The sequence below is a fragment of the Roseicyclus salinarum genome (genome assembly GCF_029624655.1).
In the GTDB taxonomy this organism is placed as follows: domain Bacteria; phylum Pseudomonadota; class Alphaproteobacteria; order Rhodobacterales; family Rhodobacteraceae; genus Roseibacterium; species Roseibacterium salinarum.
This window is the reverse complement of sequence record NZ_JARRSA010000006.1, coordinates 131,166-149,597: the sequence shown is the minus strand read 5'-3', so window position 1 is coordinate 149,597 and position 18,432 is coordinate 131,166. Positions and strand designations below refer to the sequence as shown.

Annotated in this window: 18 protein-coding genes and 1 riboswitch; of the genes, 8 read left to right on the top strand and 10 right to left on the bottom strand. The window is 68.4% G+C overall.

Features of this window, described 5'->3' with window-relative positions; all coding sequences use genetic code 11:
* Positions 1-82: 82 nt before the first annotated feature.
* A complete protein-coding gene (locus P6F26_RS05855) occupies positions 83-679 on the bottom strand; it encodes a nicotinate-nucleotide adenylyltransferase (protein WP_278027755.1) in 597 nt (198 codons plus the stop codon).
* 165 nt (positions 680-844) lie between these two features.
* On the opposite strand from P6F26_RS05855, the gene ettA reads away from it, so the two are divergent.
* The 4 genes from ettA to P6F26_RS05835 all read left to right on the top strand — a co-directional run bounded on the left by ettA (position 845) and on the right by P6F26_RS05835 (position 4,222).
* On the top strand, positions 845-2,500 hold the full coding sequence (gene ettA, locus P6F26_RS05850) for an energy-dependent translational throttle protein EttA (protein ID WP_278027719.1): 1,656 nt from the start codon (positions 845-847) through the stop codon (positions 2,498-2,500).
* Between the two features lie 318 nt (positions 2,501-2,818).
* Positions 2,819-3,025 (top strand): cold-shock protein, encoded by a 207-nt coding sequence (locus P6F26_RS05845; RefSeq protein WP_278027718.1) that lies wholly within the window; start codon positions 2,819-2,821, stop codon positions 3,023-3,025.
* A gap of 139 nt (positions 3,026-3,164) precedes the next feature.
* Complete coding sequence (trxC, locus tag P6F26_RS05840; protein WP_278027717.1) at positions 3,165-3,608, top strand: thioredoxin TrxC; 444 nt, start codon at positions 3,165-3,167, stop codon at positions 3,606-3,608.
* Positions 3,609-3,985: 377 nt separating this feature from the next.
* A complete protein-coding gene (locus P6F26_RS05835; protein ID WP_278027716.1) occupies positions 3,986-4,222 on the top strand; it encodes a hypothetical protein in 237 nt (78 codons plus the stop codon).
* A 200-nt stretch (positions 4,223-4,422) separates the two neighbouring features.
* Here P6F26_RS05835 and P6F26_RS05830 read toward each other — a convergent pair whose 3' ends face one another.
* The 4 genes from P6F26_RS05830 to gcvT form a co-directional block, all read right to left on the bottom strand.
* Positions 4,423-4,581: a hypothetical protein gene (locus tag P6F26_RS05830; RefSeq protein ID WP_278027715.1), complete on the bottom strand. Its 159-nt coding sequence runs from the start codon at positions 4,579-4,581 to the stop codon at positions 4,423-4,425.
* A 321-nt stretch (positions 4,582-4,902) separates the two neighbouring features.
* A complete protein-coding gene (gcvP, locus tag P6F26_RS05825) occupies positions 4,903-7,740 on the bottom strand; it encodes an aminomethyl-transferring glycine dehydrogenase (RefSeq protein ID WP_278027714.1) in 2,838 nt (945 codons plus the stop codon).
* 118 nt (positions 7,741-7,858) lie between these two features.
* Positions 7,859-8,221, bottom strand: a complete 363-nt coding sequence (gcvH, locus tag P6F26_RS05820; protein ID WP_278027713.1) for a glycine cleavage system protein GcvH — start codon at positions 8,219-8,221, stop codon at positions 7,859-7,861.
* Between the two features lie 25 nt (positions 8,222-8,246).
* Positions 8,247-9,368: a glycine cleavage system aminomethyltransferase GcvT gene (gcvT, locus tag P6F26_RS05815; protein ID WP_278027712.1), complete on the bottom strand. Its 1,122-nt coding sequence runs from the start codon at positions 9,366-9,368 to the stop codon at positions 8,247-8,249.
* A 68-nt stretch (positions 9,369-9,436) separates the two neighbouring features.
* Positions 9,437-9,518, bottom strand: a riboswitch (glycine riboswitch).
* A gap of 164 nt (positions 9,519-9,682) precedes the next feature.
* Here gcvT and P6F26_RS05810 point away from each other — a divergent pair.
* The gene (locus tag P6F26_RS05810; protein ID WP_278027711.1) at positions 9,683-10,282 is read left to right on the top strand and encodes a gamma-glutamylcyclotransferase family protein; all 600 of its coding nucleotides are present in this window, start codon (positions 9,683-9,685) and stop codon (positions 10,280-10,282) included.
* Positions 10,283-10,297: 15 nt separating this feature from the next.
* Here P6F26_RS05810 and gltX read toward each other — a convergent pair whose 3' ends face one another.
* The gene (gltX, locus tag P6F26_RS05805) at positions 10,298-11,620 is read right to left on the bottom strand and encodes a glutamate--tRNA ligase (protein WP_278027710.1); all 1,323 of its coding nucleotides are present in this window, start codon (positions 11,618-11,620) and stop codon (positions 10,298-10,300) included.
* A gap of 67 nt (positions 11,621-11,687) precedes the next feature.
* On the opposite strand from gltX, the gene P6F26_RS05800 reads away from it, so the two are divergent.
* The gene (locus P6F26_RS05800; protein ID WP_278027709.1) at positions 11,688-12,104 is read left to right on the top strand and encodes a metallopeptidase family protein; all 417 of its coding nucleotides are present in this window, start codon (positions 11,688-11,690) and stop codon (positions 12,102-12,104) included.
* A gap of 93 nt (positions 12,105-12,197) precedes the next feature.
* Here the strand turns inward: P6F26_RS05800 and wrbA are convergent, their stop codons facing one another.
* The 4 genes from wrbA to P6F26_RS05780 all read right to left on the bottom strand — a co-directional run bounded on the left by wrbA (position 12,198) and on the right by P6F26_RS05780 (position 15,721).
* Positions 12,198-12,788, bottom strand: coding sequence for an NAD(P)H:quinone oxidoreductase (gene wrbA, locus P6F26_RS05795; protein ID WP_278027708.1), 591 nt, complete (start codon positions 12,786-12,788; stop codon positions 12,198-12,200).
* A 108-nt stretch (positions 12,789-12,896) separates the two neighbouring features.
* Positions 12,897-13,448 (bottom strand): 2OG-Fe(II) oxygenase, encoded by a 552-nt coding sequence (locus P6F26_RS05790; protein ID WP_278027707.1) that lies wholly within the window; start codon positions 13,446-13,448, stop codon positions 12,897-12,899.
* 84 nt (positions 13,449-13,532) lie between these two features.
* On the bottom strand, positions 13,533-15,062 hold the full coding sequence (locus tag P6F26_RS05785) for a cryptochrome/photolyase family protein (RefSeq protein ID WP_278027706.1): 1,530 nt from the start codon (positions 15,060-15,062) through the stop codon (positions 13,533-13,535).
* Positions 15,056-15,721 carry an SDR family NAD(P)-dependent oxidoreductase gene (locus tag P6F26_RS05780; RefSeq protein ID WP_278027705.1) on the bottom strand — a complete coding sequence of 222 codons (666 nt, stop codon included), beginning with the start codon at positions 15,719-15,721 and terminating at the stop codon, positions 15,056-15,058. The genes P6F26_RS05785 and P6F26_RS05780 overlap by 7 nt, the downstream gene beginning before the upstream one ends.
* Positions 15,722-15,798: 77 nt before the next feature.
* On the opposite strand from P6F26_RS05780, the gene P6F26_RS05775 reads away from it, so the two are divergent.
* Positions 15,799-16,593, top strand: a complete 795-nt coding sequence (locus P6F26_RS05775) for a glutathione S-transferase family protein (protein WP_278027704.1) — start codon at positions 15,799-15,801, stop codon at positions 16,591-16,593.
* 254 nt (positions 16,594-16,847) lie between these two features.
* Positions 16,848-18,416, top strand: a complete 1,569-nt coding sequence (locus P6F26_RS05770) for a 2-isopropylmalate synthase (RefSeq protein ID WP_278027703.1) — start codon at positions 16,848-16,850, stop codon at positions 18,414-18,416.
* Positions 18,417-18,432: the final 16 nt, after the last annotated feature.

The following is an 18,432-nucleotide window of genomic DNA, read 5'->3' as shown; positions in this document are numbered from 1 at the left end:
CGGTCGCGTCCGCCTCACTATGCAGACGGGGCGGCGCGTCTCAACCCCTCAGGCGGGACCTTGCGCGGGACGGGAAGTCGCGTCACCAGCCGCCGCGCGCCCGGATCTCGGTCGAGGACACGTCCACCATCGGCATGTCGAGAAAGACCCATGCCGGGGCCTCGGCGCGCGCCACCAGCGGCGCGGCGGCGGCCGGCCAGCGCGCGTCGCGGAAGATCCGCGCGGCCTTGGCCGTGCGCGCCGACACGCGGCGTCCGGGACGGGCGAAGACCGCGATGGGAATGGCGCACATGATCCAGTCCCAACGCTGCCAGCGGTGGAACTGTGCAAGGTTGTCGGACCCCATGAGCCAGACGAACCGCACGCCGGGATAAAGCGCGCCGAGCCGCTCGATCGTCTCGGCGGTGTAGCGCGTCCCCAGCCTGTCCTCGACGTCGGTGACGGTGATGCGCGGGTCGCGCACCAGCGCGCGCGCGGCGTCCATGCGGCGCGCGATCGGCGCGGGACCGTTCGCCTTGAGGGGATTGCCCGGACTGACGAGCCACCACACCCGGTCGAGCCCGAGCCGCTTCAGCGCCTCGCGGCTGACATGGACATGACCCGCGTGCGGCGGGTCGAACGAGCCGCCGAACAGGCCGACGGTCTGTCCGGGAAGGGCGAGGGGCAGGTCGGAGCGCAGCAAGACGAGGGGGTTCCTTCGGATGGCGTGCGCCGGTGGCGTCGGCGCGTCTTGATGGGTCGGAGAGCCCCCGGAAGTCAACGCCGGGCCGAGACAGGCCGCGCCCGCGCATTGCCCCTGCCCCGGCGCGTCGTTATCTATCCCGCGAAACCTCGTGAGGGAACCATGGCCAGCTACCAGTACGTCTACCACATGGATGGCGTCTCAAAGACCTATCCGGGCGGCAAGAAATGCTTCGAGAACGTCCGCCTCAGCTTCCTGCCCGGCGTGAAGATCGGCGTCGTCGGCCCCAACGGCGCCGGCAAGTCGACGCTGCTGCGCATCATGGCCGGCTGGGACAAGGACTTCACGGGCGAGGCTTGGGCCGCGCAGGGCGCGCGCGTGGGCTACCTGCCGCAGGAACCCCAGCTCGACGAGGCGATCAACGTGCGCGCCAACGTCATGGAGGGCGTCGCGGCCAAGAAGGCCAAGCTCGACCGGTTCAACGAACTGGCGATGAACTACTCCGACGACACCGCCGAGGAGATGGCGCAGCTTCAGGACGAGATCGACAGCGAGAACCTGTGGGATCTCGACAGCCAGATCGACGTCGCGATGGAGGCGCTGCGCTGCCCCCCCGACGAGGCCATGCCCGAGCATCTCTCGGGCGGAGAGCGGCGCCGCGTCGCGCTGTGCAAGCTGCTGCTTGAAGCGCCCGACATGCTGCTTCTGGACGAGCCCACGAACCACCTCGACGCCGAAACCATCGCCTGGCTGCAGCAGCACCTGATCGACTACAAGGGCACCTGCCTGATCGTCACGCACGACCGCTACTTCCTCGACGACATCACCGGATGGATCCTCGAACTCGACCGCGGCCGGGGAATTCCCTACGAGGGCAACTATTCCTCGTGGCTGGAGCAGAAGGCCAAGCGGCTGGCGCAGGAGGCGCGCGAGGACAAGTCCCGCCAGAAGACACTGGAGCGCGAACTGGAATGGATCCGCGCCGGCGCCAAGGCGCGTCAGGCCAAGCAGAAGGCCCGGATCAACGCCTACGAGCAGATGGCCGGCCAGTCCGAGCGCGAGAAGGTCGGCAAGGCCCAGATCGTCATCCCCAACGGACCCCGCCTCGGCCAGAAGGTCATCGAGGTGGAGAACCTCAAGAAGGGCTACGGCGACCGCCTGCTGATCGAGAACCTGACCTTCTCGCTGCCGCCCGGCGGCATCGTGGGCGTGATCGGGCCCAACGGCGCGGGCAAGTCGACGCTGTTCAGGATGCTGACCGGACAGGAAAAGCCCGACGAGGGGACGCTCGACTACGGCGACACCGTCAAGCTGTCCTACGTCGATCAGTCGCGCGACGCGCTCGACGCCGACAAGACGGTGTGGGAGGAAATCTCGGGCGGGGCCGAGATCATCGAACTGGGCGACGCCTCGATGAACTCGCGCGCCTATTGCGGCGCGTTCAACTTCAAGGGCGGCGACCAGCAGAAGAAGGTGGGCCTGCTGTCGGGAGGCGAGCGCAACCGCGTGCACATGGCCAAGCTCCTGAAGTCGGGCGGCAACGTCCTGCTGCTCGACGAGCCGACGAACGACCTCGACGTCGAGACGCTGCGGGCGCTCGAGGACGCGCTCGAGGATTTCGCGGGCTGCGCCGTGATCATCAGCCACGACCGCTTCTTCCTCGACCGGCTCTGCACCCACATCCTCGCCTTCGAGGGCGAGGCGCATGTCGAATGGTTCGAAGGCAACTTCGAGGATTACGAGGAAGACAAGAAGCGCCGCCTCGGCCCCGACGCGCTGGAACCCAAGCGGGTGAAATACAAGAAATTCGCGAGATAGGTCTCCGCACGGGGCCGCGGGAACGCGGCTCCGTCCCAGACGTGCCGCGCCGGCCCCGCGTCGGCGCGCCATCGCACCCCAATCGGACGCCGCGACGAAGACCGTGGCGCGGCCTCTCCAGGCCGCCTCACGAAGATTGGGGCCGGACCCCGGCGAAGAATCCTTGCGATATCGACCGTTTTCCCCCATATAGCCCCTGCGACCGTTATCGCATCGACCAACTGTCTCCTCTACCAAGGCTTCAGTCTCGATTTGCTTACGACTGACGCCACACCGCCGCACTTCCGCGGGCGGGACTACGCTACAGGAGACATCACGATGGCCACTGGCACCGTGAAATGGTTCAACAGCACCAAAGGCTTCGGCTTCATTCAGCCCGAAAGCGGCGGCAAGGACGTGTTCGTCCACATCTCGGCCGTCGAGCGTTCGGGCCTGACCGGCCTCGCCGACAACCAGAAGGTCAGCTATGACCTCGAGTCCGGCCGTGACGGCCGCGAAAGCGCCGTGAACCTGCAGCCCCTCTGAGGGCGCTTCACCGACGCGACCGAAGGGGGCGTGCCCGCGAGGGCGGCGCCCCTTTTTTCTTGCGCGGCCCGCGAAGGGCTTGGCGGCATCGGCGCATGCACCCATATTGACATCGTCAATCAAGCGGAGCCCGACCGCCATGCCCGATCACCGCGTCACCTGCCTGTCCTGTGCAAGCGTGAACCGCGTGCCCTCCGACAGGCTCTCCGCCCATCCCAAATGCGGCACCTGCGGCGCGAAGCTGACCGAGGGCCGCGTCCACGACCTCGACAGCGAGACCCTGCGCCGCGCCGAGCGGAACGACACGCTTCCCCTCGTCGCCGATTTCTGGGCGCCGTGGTGCGGACCGTGCCGCATGATGGCGCCGGAATTCGAGAAGGCCGCCCGCGCGCTCGCCCCGCAGGCCCGCTTCGCCAAGCTCAACACGCAGGTCCACGGCGACGCCTCGCAGCGCTACGGCATCAGGGGAATTCCGCTTCTGATCCTGTTCCGCGATGGCCAGGAGGTCGCCCGACTCACCGGCGCGCGACCTGCCGCCGAGATCGAGGCCTTCGTCCGCAGCCACGCGCGAACGCCCGCCTGAGCGGGATCGCGCGGCCGCGAATCGACTGGGGCGCGGCGGGACCGCCATTGTCCCCGGGCCTTTCCGGCGCTTCGACACGAAGCTTCGACATGCGCGCGATGTTGCAGAACTGTCGCACGTTGCAGGAGCGTCGTTTCGAAAACCGCAGCGCGCCGCATGGGCCGGATGCAGCGCAAGTCACTCAATATGTGTGAAAACTGGCGTCGGCATCCACGACATATCGGCCAGGATCATCGAAATGCCCGCTCCGCCAGTTTCGGCGGCAATTCGCCACTGTTTCCATTCAGGACACAGAAAGCTTCCCACGCCCAAGTTTTACCGCATTCTTCATGCATCACCCCGCAAGAAGGGTCGGACCATACCGGAGGGAGGATTCGATGGCATTGGGACTGGTATTGCTGGCTGGCATGATCGCCATGCCCCTCGCGCTTGGCGCATGGGCCCTCGGGTTCGCGACCTTCGGCGAAGCCATCCTGATCTACATCGGCTCGGGATTCTCGGTGATCATCGCGGGTGTCCTGTCGGCGGCCCTCGCCCATGCCGTGTCGAGGCTTCAGCCACGCTCGCGCGCCCCGCTCAGGGTCCGGATCGACGTGACGCTGTCCGACCGCTGAGACCGACCGCCCACATCTCCTGACGCACATGCAGGCGACCGCGTCCGACCGTTCCCGTTCGGTCTTGCGGCCGGCGATACCTCACAACAACAAAGGCCCGCGCACCCTGCACGGGCCTCATCGGTTCACGACCCTGTCGTGAAAGGACATCCCCTGCAGCCAGCCGTGAACGGCGCCGCACGAGGACCCGCCCGAGGCTTCTACCTGACCGAGATCACCAGCAGGACCGGGATCGCCATTGCGCTCCAGATGCAGAAGAACATCGCCGCGCGGCCCATCCGGTTCCAGAGCGCGATGTCAGCGTCTTCCTCGGCCTCGTTGACGACGCTTCCGCTTTCGATCTGCTCCATCCGCGACATGTCTTCGGTCTCCGTGATGCTGTTCCGCGCACATCCACGCGTCTTGAGGAAGCATAGCGCCCCCGCCTGCAACGTAAAGTCGCAGATCCGGAAGATTGCGCAGAGTTGCGGATCTTCGCCTTCGCGGGCGCGCCGTCCTTGCGCCATCGCCCTTGCGCCGCCCCCTTCGGATGCGCACTGCGCCCCGGGCGCAGGCCGCAGGCCCCCGCCCGTAAACCGCTTCATCCTTGCCGAAAAACTCCCGCCGGAGGCAATCGGCGCCGAGAGGCGTCCCGCCTCGAGACGCCGCTCCATGCCCAGAAGGGCCGCGGCGGTCACGCCTCACTCGGCCGCGTCGAGATAGTCCTCCAACGGCGGGCAGGTGCACACGAGGTGGCGGTCGCCATAGGTGTTGTCGACGCGGTTGACAGGCGGCCAGTACTTGTCGACCCGGAAGGCCCCGAGAGGGAAACAGCCCTCCTCGCGGCTGTAGGCCCGCGTCCAGTCCCGCACGAGGTCTTCCATCGTGTGCGGCGCGAACCTCAGCGGGCTTTCCTCCACGGCGACCGCGCCGCTTTCGACCGCCGCGATCTCGTCGCGGATCGCCAGCATGGCGGCGATGAACCGATCGAGCTCGGACTTCGCCTCGCTCTCGGTCGGCTCGATCATCAGGGTGCCCGCGACCGGCCAGCTCATCGTCGGCGCGTGAAAGCCGTGGTCCATGAGCCGCTTCGCGATGTCGTCCACGGTCACGCCCGCCTCGGCGAAGGGGCGCGTGTCGAGGATGCATTCATGCGCCACGCGGCCGTTCCGGCCCGCGAAGAGCACGTCGTAGGCCCCCTTGAGCCGCGCCGCGACGTAGTTGGCGTTCAGGATCGCGACCCGCGTCGCCTGCGTCAGGCCCGCACCCCCCATCAGCCGCACGTAGGCGTAGGAGATCGGCAGGATCGAGGCCGAACCGTAGGGCGCCCCCGACACCGGCCCCTCGCGGCCGCCCGTCTCGGGATGCCCCGGCAGGTAGGGTGCGAGGTGCGCCTTCACGCCGATCGGCCCCATTCCCGGCCCGCCCCCGCCATGCGGGATGCAGAACGTCTTGTGGAGGTTCAGGTGGCTCACGTCCGCGCCGATCTCGCCAGGCTTCGACAGGCCGACCATCGCGTTGAGGTTCGCCCCGTCGAGATAGACCTGGCCGCCATGCGCGTGCGTGATCCGGCAGACCTCGCTCACCGTCTCCTCGAAGACGCCGTGCGTCGACGGATAGGTGATCATGCAGGCCGCGAGCCGCTCGCCCGCGGCCTCGGCCTTGGCGCGGAAATCGTCGAGGTCGATGTCGCCGTTCTCCGCCGCCTTCACCACGACGACCTCCATCCCCGCCATGTGCGCGGACGCCGGGTTGGTGCCATGCGCCGAGACCGGGATCAGGCAGACGCGCCGGTGCGCCTCGCCCCGCGCCGCATGGTAGGCCGCGATCGTCAGAAGCCCGGCGTATTCGCCCTGCGCGCCTGAATTGGGCTGCATCGACATCGCGTCGTAGCCCGTGATCTCGCACAGCCGCGCGTTCAGGTCCTCGATCATCGCGGCGTAGCCTTCGGCCTGGTCGGCGGGCGCGAAGGGATGCAGACCCGCGAATTCCGGCCACGTCACCGGCATCATCTCGACGGCCGCGTTCAGCTTCATCGTGCACGACCCCAGCGGGATCATCGCACGGTCGAGCGCAAGGTCGCGGTCCGACAGCCTGCGCATGTAGCGCATCATCTCGCTCTCGGCGCGGTTCATGTGGAAGATCGGATGCGTGAGATACGCGCTCGTCCGCATCAGCGCGTCGGGGATCGCGGGCAGCACCTGCGCTGGGGGCTTCAAGACGCCGAAGGCGCGGCACACGGCCTCGAGATGCGCCTCGGTGGTGGTCTCGTCCACCGAGATGCCGATGCGGTCGCTGCCTACGTCGCGAAGGTTGATGCCCCGCGCCACGGCGGCCGCCATGATCCGCGACTGCCGATCGCCCACATGCACGGTGATCGTGTCGAAAAAGACGCGGGCCTCGGGCGCGAACCCGCCCGCGTCGAGGGCCGCGGCGAGCCGCGCGGCCTTGCGGTGCACCCGTTCGGCGATCGCGCGCAGCCCGACGGGACCGTGAAACACCGCGTAGAAGCTCGCCATCACGGCCAGCAGCGCCTGCGCCGTGCACACGTTCGAGGTCGCCTTCTCGCGCCGGATGTGCTGCTCGCGCGTCTGCAGCGCGAGGCGATAGGCCTTTTGCCCGTGGCTGTCCACCGAGACGCCGACGATGCGGCCGGGCATCGCGCGCTTGTGCGCGTCGTGGCAGGCGATGAAGGCCGCGTGCGGACCGCCATACCCCAGCGGCACGCCGAACCTCTGCGCGGAGCCCACGGCGATATCGGCCCCCATCGCCCCCGGCTCCTTCACCAGCGTCAGCGCCAGGAGATCCGTCGCAACGATGCCGATGGCCTTGTGCGCCTGCAGCGCGGCGATGGCCTCGGACGGGTCGGACAGATGCCCGAAGGTGCCCGGATACTGGAAGATCGCGCCGAAGACCGCGGCCGGATCGAGATCCTCGGCCGCGCCCACGATCAGCTCGATGCCAAGCGGCTCGGCCCGCGTGCGCATCACCGCGATGTTCTGCGGATGGCAGTTCTCGTCGACGAAGAAGGCCCGCGCCTTGGACTTCGCCACGCGCTCGGCCATCACCATCGCCTCGGCGCAGGCCGTCGCCTCGTCAAGCAGCGACGCGTTCGCGATCTCCAGCCCGGTAAGATCGGCCACCATCGTCTGGAAGTTCAGAAGCGCCTCGAGCCGCCCCTGCGCGATCTCCGGCTGGTAGGGGGTGTAGGCGGTGTACCAGGCCGGGTTCTCCAGCACGTTGCGCTGGATCGCGGGCGGCGTATGGGTCCCGTAGTAGCCCTGCCCGATCATCTGGACCATCGGCTTGTTCCGCGCCGCGATGTCGCGCATGTGGGCCAGAAGCTCCGCCTCCGACATCGGCGCCCAGTCCAGCGCGTCGGCCTGCCGGATCGTCGACGGCACCGTCTCCTCGATCAGCTGATCGAGGCTTTCGGCGCCCACCGCCTGCAGCATCTCGGCCATCTCGGCCGGCGAAGGCCCGATATGGCGGCGGTTCGCGAAATCGGTCGGGTCGTAGTCGGTCGTCATCCAGGGCATGGTATCGCCTCTCGCAGCGGGTGCCGGAGCCTCCCGGCCCCGCCCCTTCATCTTTCCTGAAATACGCCGGGGGGTCCGGGGGGCTGGCCCCCCGGCAGACCGGCGCGCCCGGGGCGCGTCACTCCCCGATGTGGTCCTTGTACTCGTCCTCGGTCATCAGCGCGTCGAGGGCCGTCTCGTCCTCGACCCTGATCTTGAAGAACCAGGCGTCTCCCATCGGGTCCTCGTTGACGAGGCCGGGATTGGCGGCCAGCGCCTCGTTGACCTCGACGATCTCGCCCTCCAGCGGGGCGACGATGTCCGAGGCCGCCTTGACGCTCTCGATCACGACGACCTCGTCGCCCTTGGCGACCTGCGTCTCGATCTCGGGCAGTTCGACATAGACGACGTCGCCAAGCTGGGTGGCGGCGTATTCGGTGATGCCCACGACGATCAGGTCGCCCTCGGGCCGGAGCCATTCATGGTCTTCGGTGAACTTCATGTGTCGCACTCGCATTCTTCCGGTGTCAGCGTTTGTATCCTGGCGGCACGAAGGGCGTCGCCGCCTGTCGCGCGGGAAGCCGCCGTCCCCGCACCTCCCCGTGGAGGGTCACATCGGATGGCACCTCCGCGTCAAGAAGCGCGATCGCCACGGGCGCCCCGACCGAGGGACCGAACCCGCCCGACGTCACCTCGCCCACCTGCGCGCCGCCCTCGAGCGCGTCGAACAGCGGCGTGCCCGCGCGCATCGGCGCCCGCCCCTCGGGCAGAAGGCCCGCACGGCGGCGCGGCGCGCCTGTCTCGATCTGCCGCAGTATGACGTCCGCGCCGGGAAAGCCCCCCTCGCGCGCGCCGCCCCTGCGCCGCACCTTCTGGATCGCCCAGCCCAGTCCCGCCTCGACCGGCGTGATGTCGGGCCCGAGGTCCTGGCCGTAAAGCGGAAGGCCCGCCTCGAGCCGGAGCGAATCGCGCGCCCCGAGGCCGATCGGCGCGACGCGCCCGTCCGACAGAAGCGCCCGCGCGAAGGCCTCGACCATGCCCGCCGGCACCGAGATCTCGAAGCCGTCCTCGCCGGTATAGCCCGACCGTGAGACGCGAAGCACTGCGCCCTCCCACGTCAGGCGGCGCACGTCCATGAAGCGCATCGCCGCGACCTCGGGCAGCAGGCCGGCCAGAGCGGCCTCGGCCATCGGCCCCTGCAGCGCCAGAAGCGCGAGCCCCTCCAGGACCTCGACCCCCGGCGCATGCGCGCGCAGATGCGCGATGTCGGCCTCGGCGCAGGCCGCGTTCACGACAAGGTGCAGCCCGTCGTCGTGCCGCGCGATCATCAGGTCGTCCAGAAGCCCGCCCGCCGCGTTGGTGAAATACGCATAGCGCTGGCGGCCCTCCTTCAGGCCGACGACGTCCATCGGCACCAGCGCCTCCAGCGCCTCGTCCGCGCCGTGGGGCAGCATCACCTGCCCCATGTGCGAGACATCGAACAGGCCCGCCTTCTCGCGGCACCAGAGGTGCTCGGCCATGACGCCGGCGGCATAGCGCACCGGCATCTCCCAGCCCGCGAAGGGCACGAAGGTGGCGCCGTGTTCCTCGTGCAACGCACGAAGCGGCAGCGTCTTGAGGTCGTCAGTCGCGTGAGAGGTCCCGGCCATGCATCCCCGTTCCCCGGGACCCCGTCAGGGGTTGGCCCGGCATCGTCTGGGCGCTGTCCGCGCCGTTCGATGCCCCCTCTGTCCTTTCGCCTGAGATCGTTATCCCTTCGGCGGATGCGTCGGCGCGCACCTCTCTCCAGAGTCCATTACCCGCAGCGGTCCGTTGTGCCTGAGAGTTTACCGGGGCGGTTGCTCCTTCGGCCCTGGCCCTGCCGGACCAGCGTCTCCCACGTGCGGGCAGGCGTACAATAGCAAAGCCGCCTGCCCCCGCAAGAGGCCTTGAACACCCCCCGCGCATTCTTCATGGGAGGGGCATGACCGGCGATCCCTTCTTCTTCGGCTATGGCAGCCTCGTGAACCGCGACACCCACGACTTTCCCCGCGTGGCCCGCGCCGCCGTGCGCGGCTGGGGCCGGACGTGGAAGCGGACGCGGCTGAGGAAGGTCGCGTTCCTGACGGCCTTCGAGGCGCCGGGAACCCGGATCGAGGGGCTGATCGCCGCCGTCCCCGGCGCGGACTGGAGCGCGCTCGACGCACGCGAATACGCCTATGACCGCCATCCGGTCCTCGAGATCGACCACGACCACGAGCGGAGCCACGACGGACCGGCGACCGCCGCGCGGCCGCTCGACATCCAGATCTACCGCACCAGGCCCGAGCACGACACCGACGCCACCGAGGCGCATCCGATCCTTCTGAGCTATCTCGACACGGTCGTGCAGGGCTACCTGCGCGAGTTCGGCGAGGACGGCGCGCGGCGGTTCTTCGACACGACGCAGGGCTGGGAGGCGCCGGTCTTCGACGACCGGGCCGAGCCCGTCTATCCCCGCGCCACCCCCACCAGCGGCGCGGAGCGCAACTTCGTCGATGTCGAGCTGCGGCTGCGGGACGTGCGCCGAATCACCAGCCTCTGACGCGGCCGCAAGTCCTCAGAGCGAGGGTTTCCTTTGCAGGAGGCGCATCACGTCGGCCATCTCGGGCCCCCGCTCGAGACCCGTCACCGCCTTGCGCAGCGGCATGAACAGCGCCTTGCCCTTGCGCCCGGTCGCGTCCTTCACGGCGGAGGTCCATGTGCCCCAGGTCCCGGCGTCGTAGGGCGGCTCGGGCAGGAGCGCGAAGGCCTCGGCCACGAAGTCGCGGTCGTCGGGATCGACCGCCGGCTTGCCACCGTCGCGGAACAGCTCCCACCAGCCCGCAAGCTCGGCGCGCGTCATGATGTTCGCGCGCGCCACGTCCCAGAAGTCGGGTGCAAGCGCGGGCGGCACCCCAAGCGCCGCAATCTCTTCGGCCACAGCCTCGTAGGGCGTCTCGTGCAGGACGCGGGCGGTCAGCGGATAGAGGTCGTTCACGTCGAACTTCGTCGGCGCCGAGCCGAAGTGCCCGAGGTCGAATGTCTCGGCCAGCTCGTCCAGCGACCCCGCCAGCTCCACCGGCTGGGACGAGCCGATCCGCGCCATGAAGCTCAGCAGCGCCATCGGCTCCACGCCCGCCGCGCGCAGGTCGCGCAGCGACAGCGTGCCGAGGCGCTTCGACAGCGCCTCGCCCTGCGGCCCCGTCAGGAGCGAGTGGTGCGCGAAGGAGGGCGGCGTGCCGCCCAGCGCCTCGATGATCTGGATCTGCGTCGCGGTGTTGGTCACGTGATCCGAGCCGCGCACGACATGGGTGATCCCCATCTCCGTGTCGTCCACGACCGAGGCCAGCGTATAGAGCACCTGCCCGTCCGCGCGGATCAGCACCGGGTCCGATACCGACGCCGCGTCGATCGAGATCTGCCCGAGGATGCCGTCGTCCCACGCGATGCGCTCGTGGTCGAGCTTGAAGCGCCAGACACCCGGACCGCGCTCGGCCAGAAGGCGCGCGCGCTCCTCGTCCGACAGGGCCAGCGCGGCGCGGTCATAGACCGGCGGAAGCCCCATGTTGAGCTGCTTCTTGCGCTTCAGGTCCAGTTCGGTGGGCGTCTCGAAGGCTTCGTAGAAACGGCCCTTCGCCCGCAGCGTGTCGGCGGCGGCGGCATAGCGCTCGAGGCGCAGCGACTGCCGCTCCAGCCGGTCCCATGTCAGGCCGAGCCATTCCAGGTCCTCCTGGATCGCATCGGCGAATTCGGGCTTCGACCTCTCGGGATCGGTGTCGTCGAGGCGAAGGATGAAGGTCCCGCCGGCCTTACGCGCGATCAGGTGGTTGAACAGCGCCGTGCGCAGGTTGCCGACATGCAGGTAGCCCGTGGGCGAGGGCGCGAAGCGTGTGACGGTCATGGAAAAGGCTCCCGGGCTGTGCGTCGCGTCCTCTTTCACAGACGCCCGCCAAAGTCCATAAGAAGGCATGGAACGACGCAGTGATTGCACGGACTGGACGGCGCCGGGCCTCGGCGAGATCGAGGCCCTCGCCGACGGCGCACTGGCCATGCTGCCGCCACCATACCAGGCGGCGGCGCGGCAGGTCGTGATCCGCGTGGAGGACTTCGCCCCCCGGCGCATCCTGCTCGACATGGGGGTGGAGGATCCGTTCGAGCTCACGGGGCTCTATGACGGGATCCCGCTGACCGAGAAGTCCGTCATGGACCAGCCGGGCCAGCCCGACACGATCTGGCTGTTCCGCAGGCCGATGCTGGACGAATGGGCCGATCGGGGAAACGTCAGCCTCGGCGAGTTGGTGACGCATGTCCTCGTCCACGAGCTTGCGCACCATTTCGGCTGGAGCGACGACGACATCGCGCAGATAGACCCCTGGTGGGAATGAGGGCGCCGCGGGCCTGACGGCGCGCGGCGGACGCGCAAGCGCGCCGCGCCGGGGAACATCACCCCCGGCGCGGGATCGCCCGGCCCGGACGCCTTAAGCGAGCTTCGCGGTCAGCTCGACCTGGCGCTTCGCCTGGTGGCGGATCGCGGCCTCGATCTTCTCGTTGACATCGCCGGCCTGCGTGGAGACGCCGTAGGGGTTGCCGCCCGCCTCGAACAGGACCGGGTCGGTGTAACCCGGCGCGACGATGACCGCGCCCCAGTGCATCATGGTGGTATAGAGCGACACAAGCGTCGTCTCCTGTCCGCCATGAACGTTCTGCGCCGACGTCATGGCGCTGACGGTCTTGTTGGCCAGCTTGCCCTCGAACCACAGGCCGCCGAGCGTGTCGATGAAGGCGCGGAGCTGGCTCGACACGACGCCGTAGCGCGTCGGAGCCGAGAACAGGTAGCCGTCGGCCCATTCCATGTCGGCATGCGTCACCTCGGGGATGTCGGCGGTCTTGTCGGCCTGCGCCTTCCACGCATCCTGGCCTTCGACGACCTCCCTAGGCGCGGTCTCGGGCACGCGCAGAAGGCGCACCTCGGCACCGGCTTCGCGCGCGGCTTCGGCCGCGATTTCGGCCATGCGATGGTTCGTGCCGTAGGTCGAATAGTAGATGACTGCGAGTTTGACGTCGGACATTTGCAAGCTCCTGCTGCGTTCGTCTGTGTTCGTGACAGGAGGTGGCGCTTGTTGCGTTGCGTCTCAATTCCGCAACGCCGCATGGGCGCTGTGCGCGCGCTCACAGGATCAGCGGAAGGGCGCCCCGTGACACCAGACGGTGAGGGAATGACGCTCGCCGCGCGTCACCGGCGTGACGCGGTGCAGGACGAAGGAGGGGAACAGCGTCGCCGCGCCCTGCGCCCTGTCGGCCGTGACGATGCCCGCCCCCGGCATCAGGTCGAGTTCGCCCCCGTCGTAGGCGGCGGGTTCCGAAAGCTGCACCACGATGGTCAGCTTGCGCCGCTCGGCCAGCCGCCCCTCGCCGACGTCGGAATGCCAGTCGAAATGCCCCTCGCGCTCGGCGCCGTAGCGGGCGACCTGCGGGCTTTCGGCGAAATCGGTCACGTCGAAGTCGAAGACGTCGCGGTTGGCCGCCCGCACGAGGTCGATCATCCGCTCCATCACCCAGTCCGTGCCCGGCACCTCGTCGAGCCAGATCAGGTCGGCGCGGCGCAGGTTGTGGTCGCGGCCCTGCCGGACGAGGCCCGCATCGCGCGGCGCGGTTTCGGACAGGGCGTCGAGCAGGCGGGCGCAGTCGGCGCTGGAGAAGGCGTCGCTCACGGAATGAACGGCGATCATCGGCAGGTCTCCGGGAGACGCCCGGCGGGGTGCCAGGGCGCATTTCGTGCAGATGGCGAGACAGGCGCGCCGGGTCAAGTCGCCTCAGACGCGCGCGCCGCCGTCGAGCTTCCCGAGAAAGGCGTCCGCGCTCTCGAGCGTGGCCTGCCGCTTGTCGTCGGACATGCGCGCCCAGGTCCGGTACATCTGCGCCATGCGCGGGTTCTTCCCGAAGCGGTCACGATGCCGGTGCAGGAACGCCCAGTAGAGGTAGTTGTACGGACACGCCTTTTCCCCAGACTTCTCCCCAACGTCATAGCTGCATTTATTGCAGTAATCCGACATCTTGCGGATGTAGTTGCCTCCCGAGACATAGGGTTTCGACCCCACCACGCCGCCGTCGGCGAACTGGCTCATGCCGATCACGTTGGGCGCCTCGACCCATTCGTAGGCATCGGCGTAGACCGCGAGATACCATTCGTGGACGGCGTGCGGATCGATGCCCGCAAGCAGGGCGAAATTGCCCGTCACCATCAGCCGCTGGATGTGGTGGGCGTAGGCCTCGTCGCGCGTCTGCGCCACCGCCTTCGCCACGCAGCGCATGTCGGTGTCGGCGGTCCAGTAGAAGTCGGGCAGCGGCCGGTCGTGGCCCAGCTCGTTGCGCCGCGTGTAGCCGGGGCCCTCGTGGAAGTAGATGCCACGCATGAATTCGCGCCAGCCGATGATCTGGCGGATGAAGCCCTCGACCGCGTTCAGGGGCGCGTGGCCGTCCCGCCACGCGTCCTCGGCCGCCTCGCAGACCTCGCGCCAGTCCAGAAGGCCCGCGTTCAGGTACATCGACACGACGGCATGGTAGAGGAAGCGGTTGCCGTCGAGCATCGCGTCCTGAAAATCGCCGAAGCGGGGCAGCGCGTAGCGAATGAAATGCGCGAGCGCGCGCCGCGCCTCCCCCTGGTCGGTGGCGAAATGGAACGGCCGCAGGGTGCCGAAATTCCCGCCGAAGCGCGTCTCCACGAGGTCCAGGACCTCCTCCACCGTCGCGTCGGGAGTGAACTGCATCGGCCCGCCATAGGCCACCTCGTCGGGCGCGGGCTTGCGGTTGTCATGGTCGTAGTTCCACTTGCCCCCGGCGGGCTTGTCGCCCTCCATCAACAGGCCGGTGCGCCGCCGCATCTCGCGGTAGAACCACTCCATCCGAAGTTCCTTGCGGCCCTCGGCCCAACCCTCGAACTCCTCGTGGGAGCACAGGAAGCGGTCGTCGGGAAGCACATGCACCGGCACCGGGCAGTCCTGAAGCGCCGAGATCAGGCGAAACTCGCCGGGTTCCGTCGCCAGCACTTCCGACGCGCCGGTCGCATCGGCGGCGCGCAGAAGCTCGCCGGGGATCGAGCCCGCGTTTTCGGGATCGTCGAGGCGAGTGTAGCGCACCCGCCAGCCCGCCGCCTCGAGCCGCGCCGCAAACTTGCGCATCGCCGCGAAGACGAAGGCGATCTTCTTGGGATGGTGCGGCACATAGGACGCCTCGTCCGCCACCTCGGCCATGACCACGATGTCGCTGTCGCGGTCTGCCTCGCGCAGGGCCGTGATCCCGTCGCTCAACTGGTCGCCCAGAACCAGAACGAGGCGGCTCACCACGCGATCTCCTTGCCGGCGTAGTCGAAGAAGCCGCCCGATTGCTCATGCACCAGCCCTTCCATCACGTCGCAAAGGCTTGCCGCCGCCTCCCCGGGCGAGGACTTGCCGTGGCGCGGGTCGTAACCCTCGGTGAAGGGCGTGGCGACGGTGCCGGGATGAAGCGCCGCGACGATGGCCTCGCGGTGCGAGCGCTTCAGCTCGATCGCGGCGCCATGGACGATCTGGTTCAGCGCGGCCTTGGAGGCGCGGTAGGAATACCAGCCGCCGATGCGGTTGTCGCCGATCGAGGCCACGCGGGCCGTCAGCACGCCCGTGACCGAGCGGCCGGATTTGGGCAGGAGGCGCGGCAGGTGCGACAGGATCTGCGCGACGCCGATCGTGTTGACGGCGAAGACACGGGCCATCGCCTCGGGGTCGATCGCGGAAAGCTGCTTTTCCGGTGCGCCACCCTCGGGCGCGAGGATGCCGACCGAGACGAAGACCGTCTGGAACGGACCCTCGAGCGCGCCCATGACCCGCTCGACCGAGGCCGGGTCCGTCACGTCGAGACCGTCCCGGGATCGCGACAGCGTCGTCACGTTCCCGCCCCGCGCCGTCATCTCCGCGACCATCGCGCGGCCGATGCCGCCCGAGGCGCCTATCACCAATGCATCTATCATGACGGCCGAGCTAAGGCGCGCCGGCCTCTGGTCAATCCGCCGGCGCCGTCGCATCCTCGTAGCGAAGGAGAGCCGACATGCCCAAGCCGATCATCTACCACATTCCCGTCTGCCCGTTCTCGCAGCGGGTCGAGATCCTTCTGGAGCTGAAGGGTTTGCGCGACGCGGTCGAATTCCGTGTCGTCGACATCACGAAGCCCCGCGATCCGCACATCCTCGAACTGTCGCGCGGGACGACGGCGCTTCCGATCATGGACCTCGGCGGCGGGCGCGTCCTGAAGGAAAGCCTCGTGATCCTGCGCTACGTCGAGGAAGCCTTCGCCGAGCCCCGGATCGCCCGCGCCGACCCCTACGAGCGCGGCGTCGAGCGGCTGATGATCGACCGGGCGGGCGACTTCACGATGGCGGGCTACCTGATGGTGATGAACCGCGACCGCGCGAGGACGGCCGAGAAGCGGGACACGCTCCTTTCGCATTATCGCTGGCTGGACGATTTCCTGCGCCACTACAATCCCGACGGGACTTTCCTGTTCGAGGACTTCGGCCTCGCCGACCTCGTCTACACGCCGATGTTCATGCGGTTCTGGTTCCTCGAATACTACGAGGGCTTCGACCTGCCACCGGACGCGGCCTTCGACAGGGTCCGGCGCTGGCGCGACGCGTGCATGGCGCATCCCGCCGCGCAGCAGGTCAGTCACGACGAGATCGTGAAGCTTTACTACGACTACGCGGTCGGCCTCGGGAACGGCGCGCTGGCCGAGGGCCGCGCGCGGTCGAGCTTCGTGTTCGAACCGGACTGGCGCGGGCGCCCGATGCCGCCGAAGGACAAGTACGACAGGATCGCATCGGACGAGGAACTGGGCCTGCTCTGAGGCGCGTCCGCCCCCGCCGGACTGGGCGACGGGTCAGCCGGCCTGACCTTCATTTGGGCTTTTCAACCGTGCGGGGATTCGTATTCTGCGGTGCATGACCTCGCAGGCACATATCACCGCATTCGCCGTTCCGCGCGCACGGGTCGCCCTGCTTGGCCTTCTGCTCCTTAGCCGCCTCTGAGCGTGCCATCCGGCGCGACCGCTCAGAGGAGGGCCAGCGCCGAAGACACGCAACACGCTAAGGAACCAGCACCATGACCACCGCATCCGCGAACCGCGTCCTCATCTTCGACACGACGCTGCGCGACGGCGAGCAATCGCCCGGCGCCACCATGAGCCACGACGAGAAGATGGAAATCGCCACGCTTCTCGACGAAATGGGCGTGGACATCATCGAGGCGGGCTTTCCCATCGCCTCCGAAGGCGATTTCGCCGCCGTGTCCGAGATCGCCAAGCTGGCGGGGAACGCCACGATCTGCGGCCTCGCCCGCGCAAACTTCAAGGACATCGACCGCTGCTGGGAGGCCGTGAAGCACGCGCGCTCCCCGCGCATCCACACCTTCATCGGCACCTCGCCGCAGCACCGCGCCATCCCCAACCTGACCATGGACGAGATGGCCGACCGCATCCACGAGACGGTCACGCACGCCCGCAACCTCTGCGACAACGTGCAATGGTCGCCGATGGACGCGACCCGGACCGAGTGGGACTACCTCAAGCGCGTCGTGGAGATCGCGATCCGCGCGGGCGCCACGACGATCAACATCCCCGACACCGTGGGCTACACAGCGCCCGCGGAAAGCGCGGAGCTGATCCGGCGGCTGATCGCGGAATGCGAGGGCGGCGAGGACGTGGTCTTCGCCACGCATTGCCACAACGACCTTGGCATGGCGACGGCCAATGCGCTCGCGGCCGTCGCGGGCGGCGCGCGGCAGATCGAGTGCACGATCAACGGGCTCGGCGAGCGGGCGGGCAACACCGCGCTCGAGGAGGTCGTGATGGCCATGCGCGTGCGGCACGACATCATGCCGTTCGATACCGGCATCGACACGACGAAGATCATGCACATCTCGCGGCGCGTCTCGACCGTCTCGGGCTTCGGCGTGCAGCCCAATAAGGCCATCGTCGGCAAGAACGCCTTCGCCCACGAAAGCGGAATCCACCAAGACGGGATGCTGAAATCGGCCGACACCTTCGAGATCATGCGTCCCGAGGACGTGGGGCTCGCCGGGACGTCGCTGCCCCTCGGCAAGCATTCGGGGCGCGCGGCGCTCCGGGCGAAGCTGAAGGACCTCGGCTTCGACATGATCGACAACCAGCTGAACGACCTGTTCGTGCGGTTCAAGGCGCTGGCCGACCGCAAGAAGGAGGTCTTCGACGACGACCTGATCGCGCTGGTGACGGACGCCGCCGCCGCCGATCAGGACGACCACCTCGAGCTGAAGTTCCTGCGCGTCATCTGCGGAACCGAGGCGCCGCAGTCGGCCGACATAACCCTGCGCGTTGGCGAGAAGGATCTTCAGGCGACCGCGCAGGGCGACGGCCCGGTCGATGCCGCCTTCAACGCGGTAAACGCGCTCTATCCCAACGGGGCGGTCCTGCAGCTTTACCAGGTGAGCGCCGTGACCGAAGGCATGGACGCCCAGGCGACGGTCAGCGTCCGCATCGAGGAGGCGGGCCGCATCTCGACCGGGCAGTCGGCGGACACCGACACGGTCGTGGCCAGCGTCAAGGCCTACGTCAACGCCCTCAACCGGCTGATCGTGCGGCGCGAGAAGCTGGGCTCGGACACGCGGGAAGTCTCCTACAAGGATGTGGGCTGACAAGGGCGGGCTTTTC

Excerpts from the sequence above, each read along its gene's own strand:
- ettA (WP_278027719.1), top strand. The coding sequence starts at position 845 with ATGGCCAGCTACCAGTACGTCTACCACATGGATGGCGTCTCAAAGACC.
- P6F26_RS05845 (WP_278027718.1), top strand. The coding sequence starts at position 2,819 with ATGGCCACTGGCACCGTGAAATGGTTCAACAGCACCAAAGGCTTCGGC.
- trxC (WP_278027717.1), top strand. The coding sequence starts at position 3,165 with ATGCCCGATCACCGCGTCACCTGCCTGTCCTGTGCAAGCGTGAACCGC.
- P6F26_RS05835 (WP_278027716.1), top strand. The coding sequence starts at position 3,986 with ATGGCATTGGGACTGGTATTGCTGGCTGGCATGATCGCCATGCCCCTC.
- P6F26_RS05830 (WP_278027715.1), bottom strand. The coding sequence starts at position 4,581 with ATGTCGCGGATGGAGCAGATCGAAAGCGGAAGCGTCGTCAACGAGGCC.
- gcvP (WP_278027714.1), bottom strand. The coding sequence starts at position 7,740 with ATGCCCTGGATGACGACCGACTACGACCCGACCGATTTCGCGAACCGC.
- gcvH (WP_278027713.1), bottom strand. The coding sequence starts at position 8,221 with ATGAAGTTCACCGAAGACCATGAATGGCTCCGGCCCGAGGGCGACCTG.
- gcvT (WP_278027712.1), bottom strand. The coding sequence starts at position 9,368 with ATGGCCGGGACCTCTCACGCGACTGACGACCTCAAGACGCTGCCGCTT.
- P6F26_RS05810 (WP_278027711.1), top strand. The coding sequence starts at position 9,683 with ATGACCGGCGATCCCTTCTTCTTCGGCTATGGCAGCCTCGTGAACCGC.
- gltX (WP_278027710.1), bottom strand. The coding sequence starts at position 11,620 with ATGACCGTCACACGCTTCGCGCCCTCGCCCACGGGCTACCTGCATGTC.
- P6F26_RS05800 (WP_278027709.1), top strand. The coding sequence starts at position 11,688 with ATGGAACGACGCAGTGATTGCACGGACTGGACGGCGCCGGGCCTCGGC.
- wrbA (WP_278027708.1), bottom strand. The coding sequence starts at position 12,788 with ATGTCCGACGTCAAACTCGCAGTCATCTACTATTCGACCTACGGCACG.
- P6F26_RS05790 (WP_278027707.1), bottom strand. The coding sequence starts at position 13,448 with ATGATCGCCGTTCATTCCGTGAGCGACGCCTTCTCCAGCGCCGACTGC.
- P6F26_RS05780 (WP_278027705.1), bottom strand. The coding sequence starts at position 15,721 with ATGATAGATGCATTGGTGATAGGCGCCTCGGGCGGCATCGGCCGCGCG.
- P6F26_RS05775 (WP_278027704.1), top strand. The coding sequence starts at position 15,799 with ATGCCCAAGCCGATCATCTACCACATTCCCGTCTGCCCGTTCTCGCAG.
- P6F26_RS05770 (WP_278027703.1), top strand. The coding sequence starts at position 16,848 with ATGACCACCGCATCCGCGAACCGCGTCCTCATCTTCGACACGACGCTG.